This is a genomic window from Streptomyces sp. MZ04 (genome assembly GCF_004684775.1).
In the GTDB taxonomy this organism is placed as follows: domain Bacteria; phylum Actinomycetota; class Actinomycetes; order Streptomycetales; family Streptomycetaceae; genus Streptomyces.
In genome coordinates, this window is record NZ_SRIC01000019.1 from 13,784 (window position 1) to 37,751 (window position 23,968).

The following is a 23,968-nucleotide window of genomic DNA, read 5'->3' on the forward strand; positions in this document are numbered from 1 at the left end:
GCTGCCGGTCATTCCGCCTGGCTATGACGGCGGGTATTGGACGCCGTCGCCCGCTCACCGTGACGCTGGATCCCTCAGCCGGTCCAGCATCACGAGCAGCGGGAAGCGGGAACCCATGAAGATCGTCGTCATCGGTGCCACGGGCACCATCGGCTCCGTCCTCGCCGAGACCCTTGAGGCGGGCGGCGGCCACGAGGTCGTCCGGGCGTCACGGAGCGGGCCGGTCGCGGTGGATCTCGCGGACCCGAAGTCCATCGACGCGCTCTTCGTCACCGTCGGTACCGTGGACGCGGTCGTCGCCGTCGCGGGCAGCGGGCAGCTCGCGCGGATCGACGCGTCGTCCGACGACGACTACTTCCGGGGCCTGGAAGGGAAGTTGCTCGGCCAGGTCCACCTGGTCCGGCGCGCCGCGCGCCACGTCACCGACGGCGGCTCGCTCACCCTCACCAACGGCGTCTCGGTGTTCTCCGAGCCCGGCCTCTCCTTCGCCGCCCTCGTCAACGGCGGCCTCGCCCACTTCGTCCCGGCCGCGGCGGCGGAGATGCCCCGGGGCATCCGGCTGAACTCCGTGAGCCCTGGTTGGGTGTCGGAGACCCTTGAGCAGATGGGGCGCGACGGCTCCGCGGGGACGCCGGTCGCCGAGGTCGTCCGCGCGTACGTGGAGTTGATCGAGGGCACGGCACGAGGGCAGGTGATCGAGCCGGGAGTCGGCTGAGTTCATGCGCGATGAGTTCATGCGCGGGGACCGCCGCACCCCCGGTTGCCCAGGGGGCGGGACGACGGCGGTCCCCGCGAGGGACGCGGGCCGGGTCAGGCCGGGCCTCGCGTCCAGGCGTTCAGAGGTCCGGGAGCCGCTCCGGAGTTCCTGTACGCCGACAACGACCAATGTGCCGGAGCCGTGTTAAGCGGGTGCTGCGCGGACGTGACACGCTCGTACCACTTCCGCGAAGTCCGGCCCACGGCAAGCGAACCGGCGGCTCACGGCACACCCGGTGGCTACTGCCCCTGCTGCTCCGCGAGGAACGCCAGCAGGTCCTGACGGCTCACCACACCCGTCGGCTTGCCCTCGACGAGCACGATCGCCGCGTCGGCCGCGCCGAGCACCGACATCAGGTCGCCGACCGGCTCGCCCGAGCCGACCTGCGGCAGCGGGTCGGACATGTGCTTCTCCAGCGCGTCGCCGAGCGAGGCGCGCTGCGCGAACAGGGCGTCCAGGAGCTCGCGTTCGACGACCGAGCCGATGACCTCCGCCGCCATCACATCGGGGTGGCCCGCGCCCGGCTTGACGATGGGCATCTGCGAGACGCCGTACTCACGCAGTACCTCGATGGCCTCGCCGACCGTCTCCTCCGGGTGCATATGAACGAGCGAGGGCAGCTTGCCGCCCTCCTTGCGGCTCAGTACGTCACCGACGCGAGGCGCGTCGCCGGCCTGCTCGAGGAAGCCGTAGTCGTTCATCCATTCATCGCTGAAGATCTTGCTCATGTAGCCGCGCCCGGAGTCGGGAAGCAGCACGACCACGACGTCGTCGGGACCGAGCCGCTCGGCGACCCGCAGCGCCGCCACGACGGCCATGCCGCACGACCCGCCGACGAGGAGCCCCTCCTCCTTGGCGAGACGCCGCGTCATCTGGAAGGAGTCCTTGTCCGAGACGGCGACGATCTCGTCGGTCACGTTCCGGTCGTACGCCGTCGGCCAGAAGTCCTCGCCGACGCCCTCGACGAGATACGGCCGCCCGGAGCCGCCGGAGTAGACCGACCCCTCGGGGTCGGCGCCGACGACGGTGACCGCGCCCTTCGAGATCTCCTTCAGATAGCGGCCGGTCCCGGAGATGGTGCCGCCGGTGCCGATGCCCGCCACGAAATGGGTGATCTTCCCTTCCGTCTGCTCCCACAGCTCAGGGCCGGTGGAGTGGTAGTGGGAGAGCGGATTGTTCGGGTTGGAGTACTGGTCGGGCTTCCAGGCACCGGGGGTCTCGCGCACCAGACGATCGGAGACGTTGTAGTACGAGTCCGGGTGCTCGGGATCGACGGCGGTGGGGCAGACGACGACATCGGCCCCATAGGCCCGCAGGACATTGATCTTGTCGAGGGACACCTTGTCCGGGCACACGAAGATGCACTTGTAGCCCTTCTGCTGGGCCACGATGGCAAGGCCGACCCCGGTATTGCCGGACGTCGGCTCGACGATCGTGCCGCCGGGCTTCAGCTCACCGCTCTGCTCGGCCGCCTCGATCATGCGCAGCGCGATGCGGTCCTTCACCGATCCGCCGGGATTGAAGTACTCGACCTTGGCCAGGACCGTGGCCTGGATGCCCGCGGTCACGTTGTTGAGCCTCACCAGCGGGGTGTTGCCGACGAGACTGATCATCGAGTCGTGGAATTGCACCGTTGTCTCCGGGCTGCCATGTAGTGCGACGAATGGGTGTCCTAAGCGTAAGACTCCTGGTCGTCCGTTCACCTCCGATCGCGATTGGCCGACCGCCCTTACGGGGCAATGAGTGGATGTACGGCGTTATGGCTACGAGGAGGTGGCTGCAGGGCATGTCGAGGGCGAGGGTGGCGAGGCGGATCGCCGCGGGCGCGGCGTACGGCGGCGGAGGCATCGGGCTGCTCGGCGCGGCGACCGTGGGGGTGGTCCTCGCCGAGGTGCAGCTGGCGAAGCGTTCGGTGGGCAACAACGGGGAGCATGCGGCGGCGCCGCGGGCCGACGGGCGGTACGGCGGGGCGTTCGGGGAGCGGCCGGAGTGCGCCGAGCCCTTGCGGTTCGTGATGCTCGGCGATTCGACCGCGGCGGGGCAGGGGGTACACCGGGCCGGGCAGACCCCCGGGGCGCTGCTCGCCTCGGGGCTGGCGGCGGTGGCGGAGCGTCCTGTGGAGCTGCGGACCGTGGCGCAGCCGGGGGCCCAGTCCGACGACCTCGACCGCCAGGTATCCCTGATCCTCTCCGACCCCTCGTCCTGGATCCCGGACGTCTGCGTCATCATGATCGGCGCGAACGACGTGACGCACCGGATGCCGGCGACACGGTCCGTCCGCTGCTTGTCGGCGGCGGTGCGGCGGCTGCGTACGGTCGGGGCGGAGGTGGTCGTGGGCACGTGCCCGGACCTCGGCACGGTGGAGAACGTCTACCAGCCCCTGCGCTGGATGGCCCGCCGGGTCTCCCGGCAGCTGGCGGCGGCGCAGACGATCGGCGTGGTGGAGCAGCGGGGCCGGACCGTCTCGCTGGGCGACCTCCTGGGCCCCGAGTTCGCGGCGAACCCCCGGGAACTGTTCGGCCCCGACAACTACCACCCCTCGGCGGAGGGGTACGCGACGGCGGCGATGGCGGTCCTCCCGACCCTCTGCGCGGCGCTTGGCCTGTGGCCGGAGGAGGAGCGCCCCGACGTCTCCCGCCGCGAGGGCTTCCTCCCCGTCGCCCGCGCGGCAGCACAGGCCGCCTCGGAGGGCGGCACGGAGGTCGCGGCCGCGATGCCGACGGGGCCGCGTGGGCCCTGGGCCCTCTTGAAGCGCAGGCGGCGCCGCCGGATCCACGCCCCGGACCCGTCACCGCTTCCGCGCTGAGGGGTTGTCGGGTCGTTTCGTCGTCTGCGGGTCGCGGGGGCTTGTCGCGCGGTTCCCCGCGCCCCTGAAGGGGCACGACTGGCCGGCGCCCCTGAAAGGGGCGCGGGGAACCGCGCGATCAGCCACAGACGGCCCGCAGACAGAATCCGCACCCCACCGTCCAAGGCGCCCCCGCCAGAAATGAGCAAGCGCTTAGAAAAATGCGTCCCGCATCACAGTCCCCGCCCGATGACCGACAGCGATACGTGCAGGTAACTTCCCAGTGAGTCCTGCCCCCTCGTCACAGGAGTGCCGTGATGCCCGAAGCCGTGATCGTCTCTGCCGCCCGCACCCCGATCGGCCGCGCCTTCAAGGGCTCGCTGAAGGATCTGCGCCCGGACGACCTGACCGCCACGATCATCGAGGCCGCCCTCGCCAAGGTCCCCGAGCTCGACCCGAAGCAGATCGACGACCTGATGCTCGGCTGTGGTCTGCCCGGCGGGGAGCAGGGTCACAACCTGGGCCGCATCGTCGCCGTGCAGATGGGGATGGACCACCTCCCGGGGTGCACCATCACCCGCTACTGCTCCTCCTCCCTGCAGACGAGCCGCATGGCCCTGCACGCCATCAAGGCGGGCGAGGGCGACGTCTTCATCTCCGCGGGCGTCGAGATGGTCTCGCGCAGCATCAAGGGCTCCAGCGACGGCCTTCCCGACACGCACAACCCCCTCTTCGCCGACGCCGAGGCCCGCACCGAGGCCGTGTCCAAGTCCGAGGGCTCCTCCTGGCACGACCCGCGCGAGGACGGGCTCATCCCGGACGCGTACATCGCGATGGGGCAGACCGCCGAGAACCTGGCCCGCGCCAAGGGCGTCACCCGTCAGGACATGGACGAGTTCGGGGTCCGTTCGCAGAACCTCGCCGAGGAAGCCATCAAGAACGGCTTCTGGGAGCGGGAGATCACTCCGGTCACCCTCCCTGACGGCACCGTCGTCAGCAAGGACGACGGCCCCCGCGCCGGCGTCACCGTCGAGGGCGTCTCGGGCCTCAAGCCCGTCTTCCGCCCCGACGGCCTCGTCACGGCCGGCAACTGCTGCCCGCTCAACGACGGCGCCGCCGCCCTGGTGATCATGAGCGACACCAAGGCCCGCGAGCTCGGCCTGACCCCGCTCGCCCGCATCGTCTCCACCGGCGTCACCGGCCTCTCCCCGGAGATCATGGGCCTCGGCCCGGTCGAGGCCAGCAAGCAGGCGCTTCTGCGCGCCGGGCTCACCGTCGACGACATCGACCTCTTCGAGATCAACGAGGCCTTCGCCGCCCAGGTGATTCCCTCCTACCGCGACCTGAACATCCCGCTCGACAAGCTGAATGTGAATGGTGGCGCGATCGCCGTCGGCCACCCCTTCGGCATGACGGGCGCCCGCATCACCGGCACGCTCATCAACTCCCTCCAGTTCCACGACAAGCAGTTCGGCCTGGAGACGATGTGCGTCGGCGGCGGCCAGGGCATGGCCATGGTCATCGAGCGCCTCAGCTGACCGCGCACGCCCCGGAGGGCCGCACACGCCCCGCGCGCCCCTCACGCCTCCACTGATTCGTGACTCAATCTCCCCCAGGATGTGACCTATCTCCTGGGGGAGATGCATATGACCAGGTCAGAGTGCATCTGTGGATACACACCGGGCCAAAAGACCTGTCCAGTTCGTGACGTAATGCACTGACAGGTGGATCGTGCAGGCTTCAAGCTGATGTAGGAAGTCGGGGGTCGACTTGAAACCGGGAGTACGTCAGTGAGCGCCATGCCTCTTGCCCTGCTGCTCTCCACGGCTGCCGCCACGGCCGTGGGCGCCGCCGCCCTGCACGCCGTGCACGGGCTGCGGAAGCAGATAACGGCCCTGCGCACCGAGCTGGCCCAGAGCCAAGCCGCGACGGGGCAGCCCACCGTGCCCGCGGCACGCACCACTCCGGACACCGACGAGATACGCGCGGCCGTGGCCGATGCGCTCGCCGAGGAGCGGGAGCGCGAGCTCGCCGAGGCGCGGGCCTTCTGGGCCGCCCAGGAAGCCCGCGACGCCTCGGACGCGCCGTCCCTGCTCAGCGGTCTGCCGGGTCTCGCCGACATGGCGGACGAGCTGTTCCTGCCGCGCCAGGCGGACCTCGCGGGCATCGAGGCGGACAGCCTCGAGCCGGTGATCGAGCCCTACGCCGAGCAGAGCGACGAGTTCGCGGGCGACTCCCCGGAGCTGGCCGCGGCCCGCCGCAGGCACCCCTCGCACCCGGACTTCGTACCGGTCCAGACGCCCCACACGGACGGCCACGGCGACCACGAGCGCACGGTCGCCTGCCTGGAGGAGCTGGCCGGCGCCCGCACGGCGCTCGCCGACGTCCGGCCGGGCCCGCTGGGCACCCTGGACGTCTATGTCTTCGCGGACGGTACGACGCTCTGTATGACGCCGGGCCACCGCGAGACCGCGGAGCAGCTCGCCGACGCCCTGCGCGACGGCCACACCCCGGTCCTCCTCGGCGGCTCCGGAGTCTCCGGTGCCTACGCCCTCACGTTCGAGTGCGGCACCGAGAACGTCTACATCCTGGCCGACCGCGTCATCGCCTCGGTCTGAGCGACGCCCGCTCCAAGACCCCCGGTCTGAGGGTCCCCACCCCTCAGACCGACCCGCTCAGACCGACCCCCTCAGACCGACCCGCTCAGACCGACCCGCTCAGACCGCTGCGCGTTTCTGCGCCTTCTCCACCAGCGTCAGCGCTTCCGCCAACTGCCGCTCGTCCTCCAGTACGAGGGCCAAGTCCCGCCCCGCGACCGTGATCTGGTCGGCCGCCGCGAACATCCCGGCGTCCGGCATCTCCCGCGGCTCCTCCTCAGGCACCTCGATCCGCTGAGCCCACGCCGCCAATTCCCTGGCCAGAGCGAGCGCTTCGGTCGCCGCCCCGCGTTGCAGGCGACTCTGCGGGGCGGCCCGCAACCGGTCGGCGAAATGGTCCACTGCGGCCGTCAAAGGCGTCGTATCAAGCACCCGGCGACCCTATGCGCCGGGACGGGACTGTTGCCAACGCCCCAACGCTCAGGCACGGTGTCGTGAAGGACGGAACACATCGCGACGCGTCCGGAGGCGCCGATGTCCCAAGTCTTCTCCGAGGAGACCCACCGCAATCTGCTCGCCCGCATCCCCCACTGCACCGGTCGTGAAGTCTCCGACTGGCTTCGCGCCGTAGACGAAGGCCCTTCTCTCTTCCGCTTCGAGGAGAAGGTCAGCTGGCTCCGCGCCGAGCACAACCTCGCGTACGGACACGCCAAAGCAATCATTCACGAGTACGACTTGCGGAGGGCCGCGCGCAAGTTCCTCTGACCCCCTGTCCCCTCACACACGGCGAAGGGCCCCGCGGAACATATGTTCCGCGGGGCCCTTCGGCTGTCAGCCGTTGACCGACGTGCGTCAGTCGTTGCCCGAGAAGATCGCGACCAGGCGCAGGAACTCCATGTAGATCCAGACCAGCGTCATCGTCAGACCGAACGCCGCGAGCCAGGCCTCCTCCTTCGGAGCGCCGTACGCGATGCCGTCCTCGACCTGCTTGAAGTCCAGGGCCAGGAAGCACGCGCCGAGCAGGATGCCGACGATGCCGAAGACGATGCCGAGGCCGCCGCTGCGGAAGCCGAGGCCGTCACCGCCGCCGAAGACCGCGAACAGCAGGTTCACGGCGGTCAGCAGCAGGAAGCCCATCGCCGCGGCCATCACGAAGCCGTAGAAGCGACGGTTGACGCGGATCCAGCCCGCCTTGTACGCCACGAGTACGCCGAGGAAGACGGCCATCGTGCCGAGCACGGCCTGCATGGCCGCACCGCTCGCGATGCGGTTGTCGACGACGCTCGAGACGACGCCGAGGAAGACACCTTCCAGCGCGGCGTACGTCAGGATCAGCGCGGGCGAGGCCTTGCGCTTGAAGGCCTGGACGAGGCCGAGCACCATCGCGATGAGGCCGGCGCCGATCGCGATGCCGTAGGACTTGCTGATGTTCGCGTCGTCCACCGGCAGCAGCGCCCAGGCGAGCGCGGCGGTCACCACGAGGGTGCCGAGCGTCGTGGCCGTGCGCATGACGACGTCGTCCATCGTCATGCGGCCCGCGGTGGTCACGGGCGCCTGGGGCGCGCCGTACTGCAGGTCCTGCTGGGCGTACGGGTTGGTCGCGTACGGGTTGGTGGGGGCCTGCTGGCCCGCGCCCGCGTAGGGGTTCCCCTGCGCGTACTGGGTCTGCGTCCCGCCCGCGGGTCCCCCGGCCTGCGGCTGCCGGCCGAAGCCCGCGTAGCCGTTGTCGCGGCTGAACCCCCGTCGCGAGAAGACCGGGTTGCTGCTCCTCATCTCACTCCTCCATGGCCACCGGGCGTGGCATTGGCTCAAGAGTAATGCGTAGGCAAAAGGAAGACCCTAGTGCTTGGGGAGGATCTTTCCCCCGTTGTGACCAAGAACGATCGGTGCGGGGCTCTCTGTTCCCGCCGAGTCTCCCACCGCGGCCGGGGTCCGGCGGCTGCGCCGGACGAGCGGCACCAGGGAGATCGCCACTGCTCCGAGCACTGCGGCGACGGCGAACGTGGTGAATCCGAGGGAAGCGTTCCCGCCGGAGACGACGGCGCCTCCCAGCCACGGCCCGACGACCGCGCCGGTCCGCCCGACGCCGGTGATCCAGCCCAGCCCCGTGGCGCGCTGGGCCGGCGTGTAGACCGAGGGGGCCGATGCGTAGACCATGACCTGCGCCGAGAACAGCCAGATGCCGGTGACGAAGACGATCACGTACGCGACACCGAGCGGGAGCTGCGCCTTGAGCAGGAAGGCGCCGCACGCGGTGAGCAGGAACCAGATGGCGGAGATCCGCATCGCGCCGAACTTGTCGGCGGCCCGGCCTGCCACCAGCATGCCGACGATGCCGCCCGCGTTGATCACCATGAGGAAGGTGACGGAGGAGGAGAGCGAGTAGCCGGAGGCGCGCATCAGCTCGGGGAGCCAGGTGGAGACTCCGTAGACGAGGAGCAGTCCGGCGAAGGAGGCGATCCAGAGGAGTGGGGTCGCGAGGCGCTGTCCCGGGGTGAAGAGGGACGCCACGGCGGAGAAGCGGCCCTTGGCGCCGGCCTCGGGGGCTTCGGCGAGGGCCGGGGACGGCAGCGAGAAGCGGGCGGCGACCGACTCGGCCTCGCTCGCCCGGCCCTGGTTGAGGAGCACCCCCGGCGATTCGGGCAGCCACTTCACCACGAGGGGGATGGCGACGAGCGCGGGGATCACACCCGCCCAGAAGACGACGCGCCAGCCGTGGTCGGGCCCGAGGGCGAGCCCGAGGCCCGTGGCCGCCATGCCGCCCGCGTGGTACGAGGTCATCATCAGGCCGGTGGCGAGCGCGGCCCTGCGCCTGGGCGCGAACTCGGCGACGATCGCGAGGCTGATCGGCATCAGACCGCCGAGTCCGAGCCCGGCGATGAACCGTCCGGCGCCGAAGACGGCGGCGCTCGGCGCGAGCGCGCACACCGCTGAGCCCAGCGAGAACAGCGCGACGCTGCCCACCACCATCGGCTTGCGGCCGAGCCAGTCGGTGAGCGTGCCGCAGCCGAGGGCGCCGATCAGCATGCCGAAGGTGGTCCAGGAGCCGATGGTGCCCGCGGTCGACGCGGTGAAGCCGAAGCCCTTGTCGTCGATGAGGTGGGGCATCACGGCGCCGTAGATGTTGACGTCCATGCCGTCGAAGAAGACGACGAGCCAGCACAGGGCTATGACGGGGGCGACGGATCTGAAGGTGCGCTCGGGGGAAGCGCTCTGGGGAGCGGTCACGGGGCTCTCACTTCTTTGTGGGACCTGGTGGGGACGGGGGTTTTCCTGCGATGCGGTGGGCTCAGTCGAGGGGGAAGCCCGTGTAGCCCTCCGCGAGGTCGGTCTCGGCCGAGCGTGCGGTGGTGATGCGGTCCAGCTGAGCGAGCTGGATGCGGTCGTCGAAGGGGGTGGCTTCGGGAGCGCGGTGGAGCATGGTCGTCATCGCGTACGAGAAGCGCTCGGCCTGCCAGACGCGGCGCAGGCAGGTCGCGGAGTACGCCTCGAGGCGGGCGTCGGAGCCGGTCTCGCGGAGGTCGACGAGCGCGCGGGCGAAGGTGACGACGTCGCCGACGGCGAGGTTGAGGCCCTTGGCGCCGGTGGGCGGGACGATGTGGGCGGCGTCCCCGGCGAGGAAGACCCGGCCGTGCCGCATCGGCTCGTGGACGTAACTGCGCATGGGGGTGACGGACTTGGCGGTGACGGGTCCGCGCTTCAGCGTCCAGGAGCGGTCGTCGGTCTCCAGGCGGCGGTCGAGCTCGTCCCAGATCTCCTCGTCGCTCCAGTCGGCGGCGTCCGTGCCCGCGGGGACTTGCAGGTACGCGCGCGTGACGGTCGGCGACCTCATGGAGAGCAGCGCGAAACCGCGGTCGTGGCGGGCGTAGACCAGCTCGTCGTGCGAGGGCGGTACGTCGGCGAGGATGCCGAGCCAGCCGAAGGGGTACGTCCGCTCGAAGACCCGGGAGACGTCGGCGGGCACGGCCTTGCGGGCCACACCCCAGGAGCCGTCGCAGCCCACTACGTAGTCGCATTCGAGGACGTCCTCGCGGCCCTGGTGGCGGAAGCGGATGCGCGGACTCTCCGTCTCCGCGCCCTCGACGGCGAGCGCCTCGGCCTCGAAGAGCAGCGGTCCTCCGGCCGCGAGCTGGAGGGCTATGAGGTCCTTGCAGACCTCGGTCTGGGCGTACACCATCACGGACCGGCCGCCGGTCAGGGCGGGGAAGTCGACGCGGTGCCTGCGGCGGTCGAAGCGCAGCTCGATGCCGTCGTGCGGGATGCCGTCGCGGTCCATGCGGGCGGCGACACCCGCCTCGCGCAGGACGTCCACGGTGCCCTGCTCCAGGATCCCGGCGCGCTGGCGTTGCTCCACGTAGGCGCGGTCCCGGGTCTCCAGGACGACGGAATCGATGCCGGCGTTGTGCAGCAGGCGGGCGAGGAGCAGTCCCGCGGGTCCGGCCCCGATGATTCCGACGGTGGTGCGCATCGATCGTTCCCTTCACTCCCGAACGCGGTCACCGGGCGCGGACCGGGGCTCGGGCGAGCCGGACTTGTTCGCCTGGTGAACTTTCGTTCATAATGTGCTGACGGGAGTCTCCGACCGGACCCAGCGGCTGTCAACGGTTGCGGGGCGCCCATTTCGACGGCTTTCCACGGCCACGAGGAGCGGCGCCATGCCCGAAGAGTCCGTACGCCCCCTGGAGCGCGGCCTCGCGGTGCTGCGCGCCCTCGCGGCCGCCGACCGGGCCAGGGCGGGCGATCTGGTCCGTGCCACGGGCCTGGCCCGCTCGACCGTGGACCGGGTGGTGGCGACCCTGGCCCGGCTCGGATACGTACGCGAGAGCGGCCAGGAGCTTCAGCTCACCCCGCGCCTCATGGAGCTCGGCAACGCCTATCTGGCGGCCAGCGGGCTGACCGGCGAGGTCGCGGCGCGCACCGCACGGCTCGCGGACGAGCTGGACGAGTCGGTGTCGCTCGCCGTGCCGGACGGCGACGGCGTCCGCTTCGTCACGCAGGCCGCGCGGCGCCGCGCGATGTCGGTGGCCTTCCGCATCGGCGATCTGCTGCCCGCCGAACGGTGCGCGCCCGGTGCGCTGTTCGCCGCCGAGTGGGACGAGGCGGGGTGGGCCGCGTGGCACGCGCGCGTGGCCGCCGATCCGGACGGCCACGCCTTCCCCGCGCTCCCGCCCGGGCCCGCGCCCCGCGTCCCCGACCTCGCGGACCGCACGGCGCACTCACGCGCCGCGGGGTGGGCCCTGGACGACCAGCTGATCGAGCCGGGCCTGATCGCGACGGCGGTCCCGGTGCGCGATGCCACGGGCCGCACGCGGTACGCCCTGTCCGCGGTGAGCCACACCAGCAGGCACACGGCGCAGGGCCTCGCGGAACTTGTCCTTCCGAGACTGCGCGAGGAGGCGGCGCAGCTGGAGGCGCTGCCGACCGCCCCATCGCCGTACGAGGAAGGAGAGTTGACGCCCGATCAGGCGCCGGACGCGGCCGACGCCAAGGCCGAGCTTGGCCCCGGCTTCCTGCGGTCGCTCGCCCGCGGCCTCGCCGTCCTGCGCGCTCTGGGCCGGGCCCGCGGCGGCGGACTGCCGCTCACCGCGATCGCCGAGGCCACCGGACTGCCCCGGGCCACCGCACGCCGCTGTCTGCACACGCTGGAACTGGAGGGGTACGCGGCGCACGACGGCCGCCTCTACCGCCCGCTCCCCCGCATCCTGGAGCTCGGCTACCCCCGCCTTTCCCGCCTTGGCTTCGCCGAGATCGCCGAGCCGCATCTGCGCGAACTGACCGGCCGCGTCCACCAGTCGGCGTCGGTGACGGTGCTCGACGGCGCGGACATCCTGTACGTGGCGCGGGCGGCGACGGTCCGCGTGATGAGCGTCTACATCACGCTCGGCACGCGCTTCCCCGCCTACCCCACCGCCATGGGCCGGGTCCTGCTCGCGGGGCTGCCGAAGCCGGACCGCATCCGCCTCCTGAAGGCGGAGCCGCCCACAGCCCTCACCCGGCACACGGTCACGGACCCGGCGGAGCTGCACCGCGTCCTCGACCGGGCCGCGGCCGACGGTTACGCCACCGCGGACGAGGAGCTGGAGGAGGGCCTGCGTTCGGTCGCCGTACCGCTCAAGGGCGCGGACGGCCGCGTGGTCGCCGCCCTGAACGTGGCCCAGCACGCGGGCACCGCCCCGCTGGGCGAGACGATCGACGCGCTGCTTCCGGCCCTGCGCGAGACCGCGGCGGCGATCGAGACAGATCTGCACACCGCGGCCCGCTTCAACGCCGTACGCATGCCCTGAGCGCTCTCGCACAGGGCGGTGAAAGGTGCCCGGAGCCGGAGTCGAACCGCCGATCAGCCGGTCGGCAACGGTACGGAATCGATGAGCGCCTCCCCCTGCACAACGCTGGATACCGAACGGTAATGTCGCGTCACCCGCCGGGAGGACAGAACCGGCGGGTGAGTGCAAAGGAGCCCTCATGGCGACGGACATGCACCCTGCGCATGCGGGCGGGGCGGCCGACGAGGCGGACCTCGACCGGTGGCAGCGCGCGTGGAGTCACCGCGAGGAACTGCTGCGGGTGGCCCGCCGCAGATCCATGAGCGCCGAGGACGCCGAGGACGCCGTGCACGAGGCGATGCTGCGCGCCGCCGAGCGTCCGCAGCTCGACGACGAGCGGCTCGGCGCCTGGCTGACGACGGTGACCATACGGCTGTGTGTCGACCGGTACCGGCAGGTCAGCCGCGAGGCCGAGGTGCGCAGCAGCCCCAGACTGGTCGCGCCGGGCCAGGTGCCCGTCGACGACGCGGTGTGCGACCGGGCGGAGGCTCGGTGGCTGGCCGCGCGGAGCGGGGAGCTGCCCGCGCGGCAGGCGGAGGCGATCTGGCTCAAGTCCGAGGACCTGGACGTCGGTCAGGTCGCCAAGAAGATGGGCCTGAGCTACCGGACGGCCGAGTCGCTGCTCGCCAGGGCCCGGCGCACGCTGCGCACGGCGCTTGCCGCCACCCTTGGTCTCGCCCTGTGGCTGTGCGGGCGCGGGCCGCGTCCGGGCGGGAACGTGCAAGTGGTGGGCGTGGCAGTGACGGCGGCGACCCTTGCCGTGGCGGGGTTCGTCCTGCCGGGCATCACCGACGGGGAACGGCCCGGACCGGCACGGCCCGCCCCTTCCGTCTCCTCCGGCTCCGATGGCGCCGATGGGGCCGATGGGGCCGATGACGCACGGACCCCGGGGAGCGGGGCGACGCCCTCGGCCCGCTCCCGCCAGGCCCCGTCGACGACCGCACCCGGCACGGCACCGGCCGACGGCTCGCTTCCCGTGCTGCCGTCCCTGCCCGATGTGCCGCTCCCGGCCCTGGAAACACTGCCCGCGGTGCCCGGCCCCGACGTCCCCGAGATACCGGTCGAGCCGCCTGAGGTGTCCGTCCCCGCCGCCCCTTCTCCCTCCGCGACGGCCCCTTCGGTGCGTTCACGGGAAAGCTCCGGAACGGCCCCGGAGCTGCCCGGCGACGGCCTCACACAGGTCCCGTAGAAAAAACTTCGGTTTCTCCGCGACGGACGGGGCGCCCTCCCCCGTAGAGCAGATGACAGAGCTGCTCACGGCGAAGGGTGAACCGGATGGGTGTCGAGATCTGCGTGGAAGGGCTGACCAAGTCCTTCGGCGACCAGGTCATCTGGCAGAACGTCTCGCTGACCCTGCCCGCCGGAGAGGTCTCGGTCATGCTGGGCCCCTCGGGCACGGGCAAGTCGGTCTTCCTCAAGAGCCTCGTCGGACTGCTCAAGCCGGAGCGCGGGTCGATCCGGATCGCGGGCACGGACATCACCAAGCTCCGCGAGCACGACCTGTACGAGGTGCGGAAGCTGTTCGGCGTGCTGTTCCAGGACGGCGCCCTGTTCGGGTCGATGAACCTCTACGACAACATCGCCTTCCCGCTGCGCGAGCACACCCGTAAGCAGGAGAGCGCGATCAGGAAGATCGTGCTCGAGAAGATGGACATGGTCGGCCTGATCGGCGCCGAGGACAAGCTGCCCGGCGAGATATCCGGCGGGATGCGCAAACGGGCCGGTCTGGCACGGGCCCTGGTGCTCGATCCGGAGATCATTCTCTTCGACGAGCCCGACTCGGGCCTCGATCCGGTCCGTGTGGCCTACCTCAACCAGCTGATCGTCGACCTCAACGCGCAGATCGACGCGACCTTCCTGATCGTCACGCACGACATCGCGTCGGCCCGCCAGGTCCCCGACAACATCGGGCTGCTCTTCCGTCGCGAACTGGTGATGTTCGGCCCCCGCAAGCAGCTCCTGACCAGCGACGAACCCGTCGTACGGCAGTTCCTGAACGGCCGGATGCAGGGGCCGATCGGCATGGCCGAGGAGAAGGACGCCGCCACGATGGCGCGCGAGGCGGTGCACTTCGGCAACGGCGGCGCGGCCGACAGCGTGGGTGTCGCCGAGATGACCCCGCGGCTTCTTCCGGGGCCCGGCATCGACCGCCCGCCCCGCTGGCAGGCGATCGCCGAGCAGGAGGAGGCGCGAGGGGCGCGAGGGGCGCGAGGGGCGCGAGGGGTGCAAGAGGCTCAAGAGGCTCAAGAGGTGAGCGGCGCATGAGTCTGTCGCCCAAGGGGGCGCTGCGGCACTCGGGCAGTCTCTTCGCGATGGGCCTTGACGTGCTGCGGACGCTGCCCAGGCGCCCGTTCCAGGTACGGGAGTTCATCCAGCAGGCCTGGTTCATCGCGAGCGTCACGATCCTGCCCACCGCGCTCGTCTCCATCCCGTTCGGCGCGGTGATCGCGCTGCAGATCGGCAGCCTGACCCGGCAGCTGGGCGCGCAGTCGTTCTCGGGCGCCGCCTCGGTGCTCGCGGTGCTCAGGGAGGCCTCGCCTATCGTCACCGCGCTGCTGATCGCGGGGGCGGGGGGCACCGCGATCTGCGCGGATCTCGGGGCGCGCAAGATCCGCGAGGAGATCGACGCGATGCAGGTCCTCGGCATCGACCCGATCCACCGCCTCGTCGTGCCCAGGGTCCTCGCCTCGATGGTCGTCGCGGTCCTGCTCAACGGCCTGGTCTCGGTGGTCGGGGTGGCCGGCGGCTATTTCTTCAACGTGGTCCTGCAGAACGGCACTCCGGGCGCCTATCTGGCCTCGTTCACCACCCTCGCCCAGCTGTCCGACCTCTGGGCGGCGGAGCTCAAGGCCCTGGTCTTCGGCGCCATCGCCGCGATCGTCGCCTCGTACAAGGGGCTCACCGCCAAGGGCGGCCCCAAGGGCGTCGGTGACGCGGTGAACCAGGCCGTGGTCATCACCTTCATGTTGCTGTTCGTGACGAACTTCGTGATGACCGCCGTGTACTTCCAAATCGTCCCGCAGAGAGGGTAGTTGATGCGACTTCTCGACCGCCCGCTCCGCTCGCTCGAAGAGCTGGGCAGCCAACTGGCCTTCTACGGCCGCTCCCTGGCCTGGACCGGCCGCACCCTGCGCCGCTACAAGAAGGAGATCCTGCGCCTGCTCGCCGAGGTGAGCTTCGGCCGTGGCGCCCTCGCCGTCATCGGCGGCACGGTCGGCGTGATCGCCTTCCTGTCCTTCTTCACCGGCACCGAGGTCGGCCTTCAGGGCTACGCCGCCCTCAACCAGCTGGGGACCTCCAACTTCGTGGCGTTCCTCTCGGCGTACTTCAACACCCGGGAGATCGCGCCCCTGGTGGCGGGCCTCGCCCTGTCCGCGACGGTCGGGGCCGGGTTCACCGCGCAGCTGGGCGCCATGCGGATCAGCGAGGAGACCGACGCGCTCGAAGTGATGGGCGTCCCCTCGCTGCCGTTCCTGGTGACCACCCGGATGATCGCCGGTTTCGTCGCGGTGATCCCGCTGTACGTGATCGGCCTGCTGTCCTCGTACTTCGCCGCGCGCACCATCACCACCGGCTACTACGGACAGTCCGCGGGCACCTACGACCACTACTTCCAGCAGTACCTGCCACCGGTGGACGTGCTCTGGTCCTTCGGCAAGGTGATCGTCTTCGCCGTCGTGATCATCCTGGTGCACTGCTACTACGGCTACTACGCGAGCGGCGGTCCCGCCGGGGTCGGCGTCGCGGTCGGCCGTGCCGTGCGCACCTCCATCGTCGCCATCAACGTCCTGGACTTCTTCCTCAGCCTCGCGATCTGGGGCGCCGTCACGACCGTACGCATAGCGGGGTAGGGCAGATGAGAATTCCGGTCTCTCTCGCTTCGCGCGGCGCCAGGCTACGGCTGTACGGCATCGTGTTCATCACGGTCATCGCGCTGCTGCTCGCCCTCTCCGTCGCCGTGTACCAGCAGGTGTTCACGTCCGTCGTACGCATCACACTGCAGGCCGACACCCTGGGCAACCAGCTGGAGCCGCGCGCCGACGTCAAGCTGCGCGGCCTCCTGGTCGGCGAGGTCCGCGAGGTGCGGGCCGACGGGGAGAAGGCGACCCTCGGCATCGCCCTCAAGCCGGAGCACACCGCCAAGATCCCGTCCGACGTCCACGCACGGCTGCTGCCCAAGACGCTGTTCGGCGAGAAGTACGTCGAGCTGGTCGAGCCCCGTAGGCCGTCGGACCGGCACATCCGCGCCGGTGACGTCATCACGCAGGACCGCACCACGGTGGGCATCGAGGTGCAGCAGCTGATGAACGATCTGCTGCCGCTCCTGCGCACCGTGCGGCCCGCCGATCTCAACGCGACGCTCTCCGCGTTCGCCACCGCGCTCGACGGACGCGGCGACCGGATCGGCGCCAACCTCACCCGCGTCGAGCGCTATCTGCGCCGCCTCAACCCGCATCTGCCGTCCCTGAAGGAGGACATCACGCGCTTCGCCGACGTCGCCGAGGTGTACGCCGACGCGGCGCCGGACCTGATGAAGATCCTGCGGAACTCCGTCACCACCAGCCGCACCCTCGTGGAGAAGCAGGGCCAACTGGCCGCCGCCCTCACCGCGACCGCCACCGCGGCCGGAACCGGCGAGGACTTTCTCGACGACAACGGCGAGCGCCTGATCACCCTCGGCCGGGTCTCCCGCCCGACCCTTGCGCTGTTCGACCGCTACGCCCCCCAGTACCCCTGCCTGCTCGAGGGCCTGGTGCGGCAGGACAAGGCGTCCGAAGAGACCTATCGAGGCGGAAAGATGCGTATCACCCTCGAATTCGTCCACCCGCAGCCCGCGTACGAGCCCGGCGAGGAACCGCGGTACGCGGACCGCTCGGGCCCCAACTGCCGCGGGTTGCCCCATCCCCGGGTGCCCGCGGGGGACGACCAGCTCAACGACGGTACGAAGCCCAACAAGGTCGGCGGTCCTTCCGGCCCGGCCACGATGTCCTCGACCGCGGCCGAACAGCGGGCCGTCGGCTCCCTCGTGGCCCCGGTGCTTGGCGTGTCGGCGGACCAGGTGCCCCCGGTCGCGACGCTCCTCTTCGGCCCGATGGCGCGCGGAACGGCGGTGAGCGTCGTATGAAGACGGCACGAGCCACGGACACCGCGGCACCTTTGGTGAAGTTCCTGCTGTTCGCGCTGGTGACGGTGGTGGCAACAGCCCTGCTCGCGGCCACCATCGTCAATATCTCCTTCACCCCCGAGCACACCTACCGCGCGGTGTTCAGCGATGTCACGAGCCTGGAGGAGGGCGACGACATCAGGGTCGCCGGGGTGCGGGTCGGCGAGGTCGAGGGCATCCGGATCAAGGACAGGACCCGGGCCGAGGTCACCTTCACCGTCACCCAGGACCGCCCGCTGTTCACCAGCACCGGCGCCGTCATCCGCTACCGGAGCCTGGTCGGGCAGCGCTACATCGCGCTGACCGAGGGCGCGGGCGGCAGCACACCGCTGCGGCCCGGCGGCCTGATCCCGCTGTCCCGGACGCAGCCCGCGCTCGATCTGAACGCGCTGCTCGCCGGGTTCAAGCCGCTGTTCGCCGCGCTGAGCCCCAAGGACATGAACCAGCTCGCCACCGAGATCGTCAAGACGCTGCAGGGCGAGGGCGGCACGGTCAACAGCCTCCTGGCCCACACGGCGTCGCTCACCACCACCCTGGCAGGACGCGACAAGCTCATCGGCTCCGTGATCACCAACCTCAACGAGGTGCTCACGACCCTGGACAAGCGCGGCGGCCGCTTCTCCTCGCTGCTCAAGCAGTTGCGGCGGCTTGTCTCCGGACTGTCCGCGGACCGTAAGCCGATCGGCAGGTCACTGGTGAACATCGGGCACCTGACCGAGGCCACCTCGGGTCTGATCGGGGAGGCACGGCCCCCGCTGAAGGACGACATCAAGGAGCTCGGCGAGCTCACCGGAACGCTGAACGACAACGAGAAGACCGTGGAGGGCGTGCTGAAGCGGCTGCCGAACAAGCTCAACAAGCTGACCGGGACCGCGTCCTACGGCTCCTGGTTCAACTTCTACCTCTGTGACTTCGACGGCCGGATCGTGCTGCCGAAGACCAACGAGGTGCTCACTCCCGAGCTGCATGTGGCACGAGCGAGGTGTGGCGCATGAGGCTGCGTGTACGCATGAGGCTACGCAGGCGGATGACGCCCTTCCGTGAGCGGAACCCGGTGACGATCGGTGTCGTGGGTCTCACCACCCTCGCCCTCCTGACCGCCGCCGCGTTCAACGCCGAAAGCCTGCCGCTGATCGGCAACGGCGAGACGTACAGCGCGGCTTTCTCGGAGGCGGGCGGGCTCAAGCCGGGCGACGAGGTACGGATCGCCGGGGTGAAGGTCGGCAAGGTCGACGAGGTCGACCTCGACGGCGACCATGTGAAGGTCACCTTCAAGGTCAAGGGCGAGCCGAAGTTCGGCACCAGGACCGGCGCGTCCATCCGGATCAAGACGATCCTGGGCTCGAAGTACATGGCCCTGGAGCCCAAGGGGCCCGGCCAGTTGAAGCCGGGCGCCGAGATCCCGGTGTCCCGGACGACACCCGCGTACGACGTCGTGACCGCGTTCAGCGATCTGACCACCACCACGGAGAAGGTCGACACCGACCAGCTCGCCAAGGCCATGGACACCATCTCCACCACCTTCGAGGACTCTCCCGCCGAGGTGAAGGCGTCCATCAAGGGCCTGTCGAAGATCTCCCGCACGGTCGCGTCGCGCGACAAGGAGCTGCGCGAACTCCTCACCCACGCCAACGGCGTCACCAAGGTGCTCGCCGACCGCTCCGACGAATTCTCCACCCTGGTCAAGGACGCCGACAAACTGCTCACCGAGATCGCCAAGCGCCGCAAGGCCATCCACACCCTGCTCAAGAGCTCGGCCACGCTCGGCATCGAGCTCTCGGGCCTGGTGGCGGACAACCGCAAGGAGATCGGCCCGGCGCTCAAGGGCCTGAAGACAGTGGTGTCGATGCTGGAGCGCAACTACTCCAGCCTCGATCGCAGCGTCCAGCTGCTCGCGCCCTATGTACGGCTCTTCACCAACACCCTCGGCAACGGCCGCTGGTTCGACAGCTACATCCAGAACCTGGTCGCCACTCCGGTGGTCCCGCGGACGGGAGACAAGCGATGAGCAAGCACGCACGACTCCTGCGGCGGACGGCCCTGGTGACCGCCCTGGCCGTGGTGGCCGCCCTCACCGTGGCGCTGTGGCCGCGCGATGAACCGGTGCGCGTCACCGCGTACTTCCCGCGCACCGTCGGCATCTATCCGGGTTCGGATGTCCGGGTGCTCGGCGTCCGCATCGGCGAGGTCAAGGAGATCACCCCGGAGGGCGAGCGGGTGCGGGTGACCCTTGAGTACGACAGTGAGCGCAAGGTGCCCGCCGACGCACGGGCCGCGATCATCAACTCCTCGGTGGTCAGCGACCGTTACCTCCAGCTCCTCCCGGTGTACCGGAAGGGCCCGGCGATGCGGGACGGCGCCGTCATTCCGCAGAGCCGTACCGCCGTACCCGTCGAGCTCGACCGCGTCTTCGACAGTCTGCACACCACGTCGGAGGCGCTCGGCCCGCGCGGCGCCAACAAGAAGGGCTCGCTGTCCCGGCTGCTCGGGGTCGGCGCGGACAACCTCGAAGGGCAGGGCGGGAACCTGCATCAGACCGTGGAGGATCTCTCCACGGCCGTCACCACCCTCTCCGACGGCCGGGGCGACCTGTTCGGCACCGTACGGAACCTTCAGGTGTTCACGGCCATGCTCGCCAAGGACGACAAGAGCGTGCGGTCGTTCAACACCAGCCTCGCCAAGGTGGCGGGCCAGCTCGCCGGAGAGCGCAAGGACCTGGCGGCCGCCCTGAAGCACCTGGGCACCGCGCTCGGCGATGTGCAGCGGTTCGTCAAGAAGAACAAGAAGTCGCTGACCTCCAACGTGAAGGGGCTCAGCAAGGTCACCAAGGTGCTCGTCACCCAGAAGAAGGCGCTCGCCGAGATCCTGGAGACCACGCCGACCGGCCTGTCGAATCTGCAGAACGCCTACAACCCCGGCTCGGGCACCCTCGACACCCGTAACAACGCCGAACAGGCACAGGACCCGGCCGCGCTGCTCTGCTCCCTGCTCGGCACCACCGGCCAGAAGCAGGCCGCGGAGTGCAAGGACCTGAGGAAACTCTTCGACTCGCTGCCCAAGTTGTCGCAGCCACAAGGAGTTTCGGGCGCGAAGCCGAGCGACAAGACCCTCGGCGGAATCCTGGAGGCCGCGGCATGAGCGCACTGCGCAAGGGCGGGGCGGCCGCCTGGGCCGCGATCGGTTCGCTGCTCCTGACCGGCTGTGAGTTCAACGGTCTGTACGACGTCGAACTGCCCGGCGGCGCCGCCAAGGACGCGGGCGCCTACCGGGTCACGGTCGAGTTCCGGGACGTGCTCGACCTGGTGCCGCAGTCGGCCGTGAAGGTCAACAACGTCACCGTGGGCTCGGTCGAGAAGGTGGAGCTCGACGGCTGGCACGCCAAGGTACGGCTGCGGGTGGCCGGTTCGGTGAAGCTGCCCGGCAACGCGTTCGCCGGTCTGCGGCAGACCAGCATGCTCGGCGAGAAATACGTGGCGCTGTCCGCCCCGCCGGACAGCGCCCCCGTCGGCAGGCTCAAGGACGGTGCGCGGATTCCGCTGTCCCGAAGCGGCCGCAACCCGGAGATCGAAGAGGTGCTCTCCGCGCTGTCGGCGCTGCTCAACGGCGGCGGTGTGGCCCAGCTCAAGACGATCACCACGGAGCTCAACAAGGCCCTGTCCGGGCGCGAGAACCGGGTCAAGTCGCTGCTGAAGGAGCTGAACAAGTTCGTCGGCGGCCTCGACGGCCAGCGCAAGGAGATCGTGCGGGCGCTCAAGGGCGTCGACCGCCTCGCCAAGCGCCTCAAGAAGGAGAAGAAGACGATCGGCAAAGCCGTCGACACCGTGCCGCCCGCCCTCAAGGTGCTCGCCGGCCAGCGACGCGATCTGACGAGAATGCTCACGTCGTTGTCGAAGCTGGGCAAGGCGGGCACCAAGGTGGTCAACGCCTCGCGCACCGACGTGATCGCCAATCTGAAGCACCTGCGGCCGATCCTGGAGCAGTTGAACAAGGCGGGCGACGATCTGCCGAACTCCCTTGAACTCCTGACCACTTATCCCTTCCCGCGCGGCACCACCGACGCCATCAAGGGCGACTACGTCAACCTCAAGATCACCGCGGATCTCGATCTGGACAGCATCTACGGCAATCTCGCCGACGACCCCGAGAAGCCGGACGGCTCGGACGAGCCGCGGCTGCCCGAGGTGCCGAAACCACCGAAGCTGCCGGACGTGCCCGGCGTTCCGGACGCCCCCGAGATCCCCGAGATCCCTGAGCTGCCCGACGACCCGAAACTGCCGGACACCTCCGACGACCCGGGTGGCGACGGCGGGCAGCTGTGCCCGCCGGTGTGCACCGGCCAGTACGCCGCGTACGGGAACGCCACGTACGGGAACGCCACGTACGGGAACGCCACGTACGGGAACGGGAACACCGAGGGCGTTCCGCCCGGGATCAACCTCGCTCTGGCCGAGCTCCTGCTGAGGGGGGTCTACTAGTGATCACACGTACGGTCAAGATCCAACTGCTCGCGTTCGCCGCCGTCACCGCCGTGGGCGTGAGTTACGTCGGCGCGCAGTACACCGGCATCCCCGACGCCCTGCTCGACCGCGGGTACACCGTGCGTGCCGAGTTCGCCGAGTCCGGGGGCATCTTCCAGGGGGCCGAGGTCACCTATCGCGGGGTGCCCGTGGGCCGGGTCGGGCAGCTCGAACTCGCGGACGCCGGAGGGGTGTCGGTGGCGCTCGACATCGAGGACGGGGCGCGGATTCCGGCGGACACGCTCGCCGTGGTGGCGCACCGTTCGGCGGTCGGTGAGCAGTACGTCGATCTGCAGCCGCGCACCGGCTCCGGGCCGCTGCTCAAGGAGGGCAGCACGATCACCCGCGGCGACACCCGGGTGCCGCTGGCGAGCACGGAGCTCGTCCTCAGCGTGGACCGCCTGGTCAACTCCGTCGGCAAGGAGGATCTGCGGGTCACGGTCGACGAACTGGGCAAGGCCTTCAAGGGGACGGGACCGCACCTGAGCCGCCTGGTGAACTCGGGCAACGAGCTGGTCGAGTCGGCCTCCGCATCGCTCCCCGAGACGATCAGGCTGATCGAGGACTCGCGCAAGGTCCTCAAGACCCAGTCGGAGCAGGGCTCGTCGATCAAGTCGTTCTCCGAGGACCTGGCGGCCCTCACCGCGGAACTCAAGTCCAGCGACGGGGACATCCGCAGGCTGATCGGGTCGGGCGCGCCCGCCGCGCACGAGGTGGACTCGCTGCTCAAGGCGAACAAGACCCAACTGCCGGTACTCCTCGGGAATCTGATCAGCGGCGGCCAGATCACGGTGGCACGACTGCCCGGGGTGGAACAGGCCCTGGTCACCTTCCCCCTGACCGTCGCGGGCAGCTACACGGTGGTGCCGGGCGACGGCACCACGCACTTCGGCCTGGTCGCGGGCAAGGACGAACCGGCGCCCTGCCGCCAGGGGTACGACACCCCGCGGCGCGACCCCGCGGACACCGGCGACCGCCCGGCCAACACCGGCGCACGCTGCACGGCACCACGCGGCGGCGGCACCTCGGTGCGCGGCGCGCAGAACGCCCCCGGCGCCCCGGCCCGCTCCGGCGGGGCGGACCGGGCGGCATACGTCACCCCGTACGACCCGGACACCGGCACCGCCGTCGGACCGGACGGAACGCCCGTCGAGATCGGCTCGACGGGCGGCGAACAGAACGCGTTCGGAAAGGACTCGTGGCAATGGCTGCTCGTAGGACCGATGGCATGAGCGGGGGTCTGATCGCCCGCATCGCCCGCATCGCCCGCTCGGCCGGGGGCCTGATCTCCCGCCCCGTCCGGGCGCTGCTCCGCCTCGGTGCCAAGCTCACGGGCACCGCCCGCGGCGAGCGTGCCATGGCCGCGGGACTCGCCGTGGCCACCGCCGGGACGTCGGCGCTCGCCCTCTGGCTCGGCCTCCAGGTGTACGAGCAGCGTGCGACGGAGCAGCGGCACCAGGACATCCTGGCCGCGGCCAGGCAGTCGGCCCTGAACTTCACCTCGCTCGACTACCGGCACTACGGGCGGGACAGCGAGAACGTGCTCAAGGGCGCGACCGGTGACTTCAAGAAGCAGTTCACGGCGCAGACCGCGCAGTTGACGAAGCTGGTCGCCAAGAACAAGTCGGTCTCCAAGGGGCAGGTCCTCGAAGCGGGCATCACCCGGGCCGACGAGCACTCCGCCCGTGTCCTGGTGGTCGCCGACAGCAAGGTGACCAACACCGCCGCCCCCGACGGCCAGGCCCGCACCTACCGACTGCAGCTGGACCTCGAGCTCAAGAACGACAAGTGGCTGACGTCCGGCGTCGAGTTCGTCGGCTGACCG

The 23,968-nt window shown here is 70.3% G+C and carries 22 protein-coding genes; 17 read left to right on the forward strand and 5 right to left on the reverse strand.

Annotated features, from left to right (window positions below; translation table 11 throughout):
• Window positions 1-115: 115 nt before the first annotated feature.
• A complete protein-coding gene (locus E2651_RS06920; RefSeq protein ID WP_135330119.1) occupies window positions 116-715 on the forward strand; it encodes a short chain dehydrogenase in 600 nt (199 codons plus the stop codon).
• Between the two features lie 281 nt (window positions 716-996).
• Here the strand turns inward: E2651_RS06920 and E2651_RS06925 are convergent, their stop codons facing one another.
• Window positions 997-2,388 (reverse strand): cystathionine beta-synthase, encoded by a 1,392-nt coding sequence (locus tag E2651_RS06925; RefSeq protein WP_135330120.1) that lies wholly within the window; start codon window positions 2,386-2,388, stop codon window positions 997-999.
• A gap of 155 nt (window positions 2,389-2,543) precedes the next feature.
• Here E2651_RS06925 and E2651_RS06930 point away from each other — a divergent pair, with 155 nt between their 5' ends.
• The 3 genes from E2651_RS06930 (at window position 2,544) to E2651_RS06940 (ending at window position 6,160) form a co-directional block, all read left to right on the forward strand.
• On the forward strand, window positions 2,544-3,563 hold the full coding sequence (locus E2651_RS06930) for an SGNH/GDSL hydrolase family protein (RefSeq protein WP_135330121.1): 1,020 nt from the start codon (window positions 2,544-2,546) through the stop codon (window positions 3,561-3,563).
• A gap of 296 nt (window positions 3,564-3,859) precedes the next feature.
• Window positions 3,860-5,080 (forward strand): acetyl-CoA C-acetyltransferase, encoded by a 1,221-nt coding sequence (locus tag E2651_RS06935; protein WP_135330122.1) that lies wholly within the window; start codon window positions 3,860-3,862, stop codon window positions 5,078-5,080.
• Window positions 5,081-5,341: 261 nt separating this feature from the next.
• Complete coding sequence (locus E2651_RS06940; protein ID WP_135330151.1) at window positions 5,342-6,160, forward strand: hypothetical protein; 819 nt, start codon at window positions 5,342-5,344, stop codon at window positions 6,158-6,160.
• A 99-nt stretch (window positions 6,161-6,259) separates the two neighbouring features.
• On the opposite strand, the gene E2651_RS06945 is transcribed toward E2651_RS06940, so the two are convergent.
• On the reverse strand, window positions 6,260-6,541 hold the full coding sequence (locus E2651_RS06945; protein ID WP_167828721.1) for a hypothetical protein: 282 nt from the start codon (window positions 6,539-6,541) through the stop codon (window positions 6,260-6,262).
• A 132-nt stretch (window positions 6,542-6,673) separates the two neighbouring features.
• On the opposite strand from E2651_RS06945, the gene E2651_RS06950 reads away from it, so the two are divergent.
• Complete coding sequence (locus tag E2651_RS06950; RefSeq protein ID WP_055545457.1) at window positions 6,674-6,904, forward strand: DUF4287 domain-containing protein; 231 nt, start codon at window positions 6,674-6,676, stop codon at window positions 6,902-6,904.
• 87 nt (window positions 6,905-6,991) lie between these two features.
• Here the strand turns inward: E2651_RS06950 and E2651_RS06955 are convergent, their stop codons facing one another.
• From E2651_RS06955 to E2651_RS06965, 3 genes are all read right to left on the reverse strand, one after another.
• Complete coding sequence (locus tag E2651_RS06955) at window positions 6,992-7,912, reverse strand: Bax inhibitor-1/YccA family protein (protein ID WP_135330123.1); 921 nt, start codon at window positions 7,910-7,912, stop codon at window positions 6,992-6,994.
• A 66-nt stretch (window positions 7,913-7,978) separates the two neighbouring features.
• Window positions 7,979-9,367, reverse strand: coding sequence for an aromatic acid/H+ symport family MFS transporter (locus E2651_RS06960; protein WP_245238620.1), 1,389 nt, complete (start codon window positions 9,365-9,367; stop codon window positions 7,979-7,981).
• Between the two features lie 61 nt (window positions 9,368-9,428).
• Window positions 9,429-10,607: a 4-hydroxybenzoate 3-monooxygenase gene (locus E2651_RS06965; protein WP_135330124.1), complete on the reverse strand. Its 1,179-nt coding sequence runs from the start codon at window positions 10,605-10,607 to the stop codon at window positions 9,429-9,431.
• A 187-nt stretch (window positions 10,608-10,794) separates the two neighbouring features.
• On the opposite strand from E2651_RS06965, the gene E2651_RS06970 reads away from it, so the two are divergent.
• The 12 genes from E2651_RS06970 to E2651_RS07025 all read left to right on the forward strand — a co-directional run bounded on the left by E2651_RS06970 (window position 10,795) and on the right by E2651_RS07025 (window position 23,965).
• A complete protein-coding gene (locus E2651_RS06970) occupies window positions 10,795-12,423 on the forward strand; it encodes an IclR family transcriptional regulator C-terminal domain-containing protein (protein ID WP_135330125.1) in 1,629 nt (542 codons plus the stop codon).
• A 178-nt stretch (window positions 12,424-12,601) separates the two neighbouring features.
• Window positions 12,602-13,651, forward strand: a complete 1,050-nt coding sequence (locus E2651_RS06975; protein ID WP_245238622.1) for a sigma-70 family RNA polymerase sigma factor — start codon at window positions 12,602-12,604, stop codon at window positions 13,649-13,651.
• Window positions 13,652-13,737: 86 nt separating this feature from the next.
• Window positions 13,738-14,727 carry an ABC transporter ATP-binding protein gene (locus E2651_RS06980; RefSeq protein WP_135330126.1) on the forward strand — a complete coding sequence of 330 codons (990 nt, stop codon included), beginning with the start codon at window positions 13,738-13,740 and terminating at the stop codon, window positions 14,725-14,727.
• The gene (locus E2651_RS06985; RefSeq protein WP_135330127.1) at window positions 14,724-15,494 is read left to right on the forward strand and encodes an ABC transporter permease; all 771 of its coding nucleotides are present in this window, start codon (window positions 14,724-14,726) and stop codon (window positions 15,492-15,494) included. The genes E2651_RS06980 and E2651_RS06985 overlap by 4 nt, the downstream gene beginning before the upstream one ends.
• A 3-nt stretch (window positions 15,495-15,497) precedes the next feature.
• Entirely contained in the window at window positions 15,498-16,313 is an 816-nt protein-coding gene (locus tag E2651_RS06990; RefSeq protein WP_135330128.1) for an ABC transporter permease, read from the forward strand.
• A gap of 5 nt (window positions 16,314-16,318) precedes the next feature.
• A complete protein-coding gene (locus E2651_RS06995; RefSeq protein WP_209446086.1) occupies window positions 16,319-17,587 on the forward strand; it encodes an MCE family protein in 1,269 nt (422 codons plus the stop codon).
• Window positions 17,584-18,621: an MlaD family protein gene (locus tag E2651_RS07000; RefSeq protein ID WP_135330129.1), complete on the forward strand. Its 1,038-nt coding sequence runs from the start codon at window positions 17,584-17,586 to the stop codon at window positions 18,619-18,621. The genes E2651_RS06995 and E2651_RS07000 overlap by 4 nt, the downstream gene beginning before the upstream one ends.
• Window positions 18,622-18,653: 32 nt before the next feature.
• Entirely contained in the window at window positions 18,654-19,634 is a 981-nt protein-coding gene (locus tag E2651_RS07005; protein ID WP_135330156.1) for an MCE family protein, read from the forward strand.
• A complete protein-coding gene (locus E2651_RS07010; RefSeq protein WP_135330130.1) occupies window positions 19,631-20,764 on the forward strand; it encodes an MCE family protein in 1,134 nt (377 codons plus the stop codon). The genes E2651_RS07005 and E2651_RS07010 overlap by 4 nt, the downstream gene beginning before the upstream one ends.
• Complete coding sequence (locus tag E2651_RS07015; RefSeq protein WP_135330131.1) at window positions 20,761-22,101, forward strand: MCE family protein; 1,341 nt, start codon at window positions 20,761-20,763, stop codon at window positions 22,099-22,101. Before E2651_RS07010 ends, E2651_RS07015 begins: the two co-directional genes overlap by 4 nt.
• Window positions 22,101-23,375 carry an MlaD family protein gene (locus tag E2651_RS07020; protein ID WP_135330132.1) on the forward strand — a complete coding sequence of 425 codons (1,275 nt, stop codon included), beginning with the start codon at window positions 22,101-22,103 and terminating at the stop codon, window positions 23,373-23,375. The genes E2651_RS07015 and E2651_RS07020 overlap by 1 nt, the downstream gene beginning before the upstream one ends.
• A complete protein-coding gene (locus E2651_RS07025) occupies window positions 23,372-23,965 on the forward strand; it encodes a hypothetical protein (RefSeq protein WP_245238624.1) in 594 nt (197 codons plus the stop codon). The genes E2651_RS07020 and E2651_RS07025 overlap by 4 nt, the downstream gene beginning before the upstream one ends.
• Window positions 23,966-23,968: the final 3 nt, after the last annotated feature.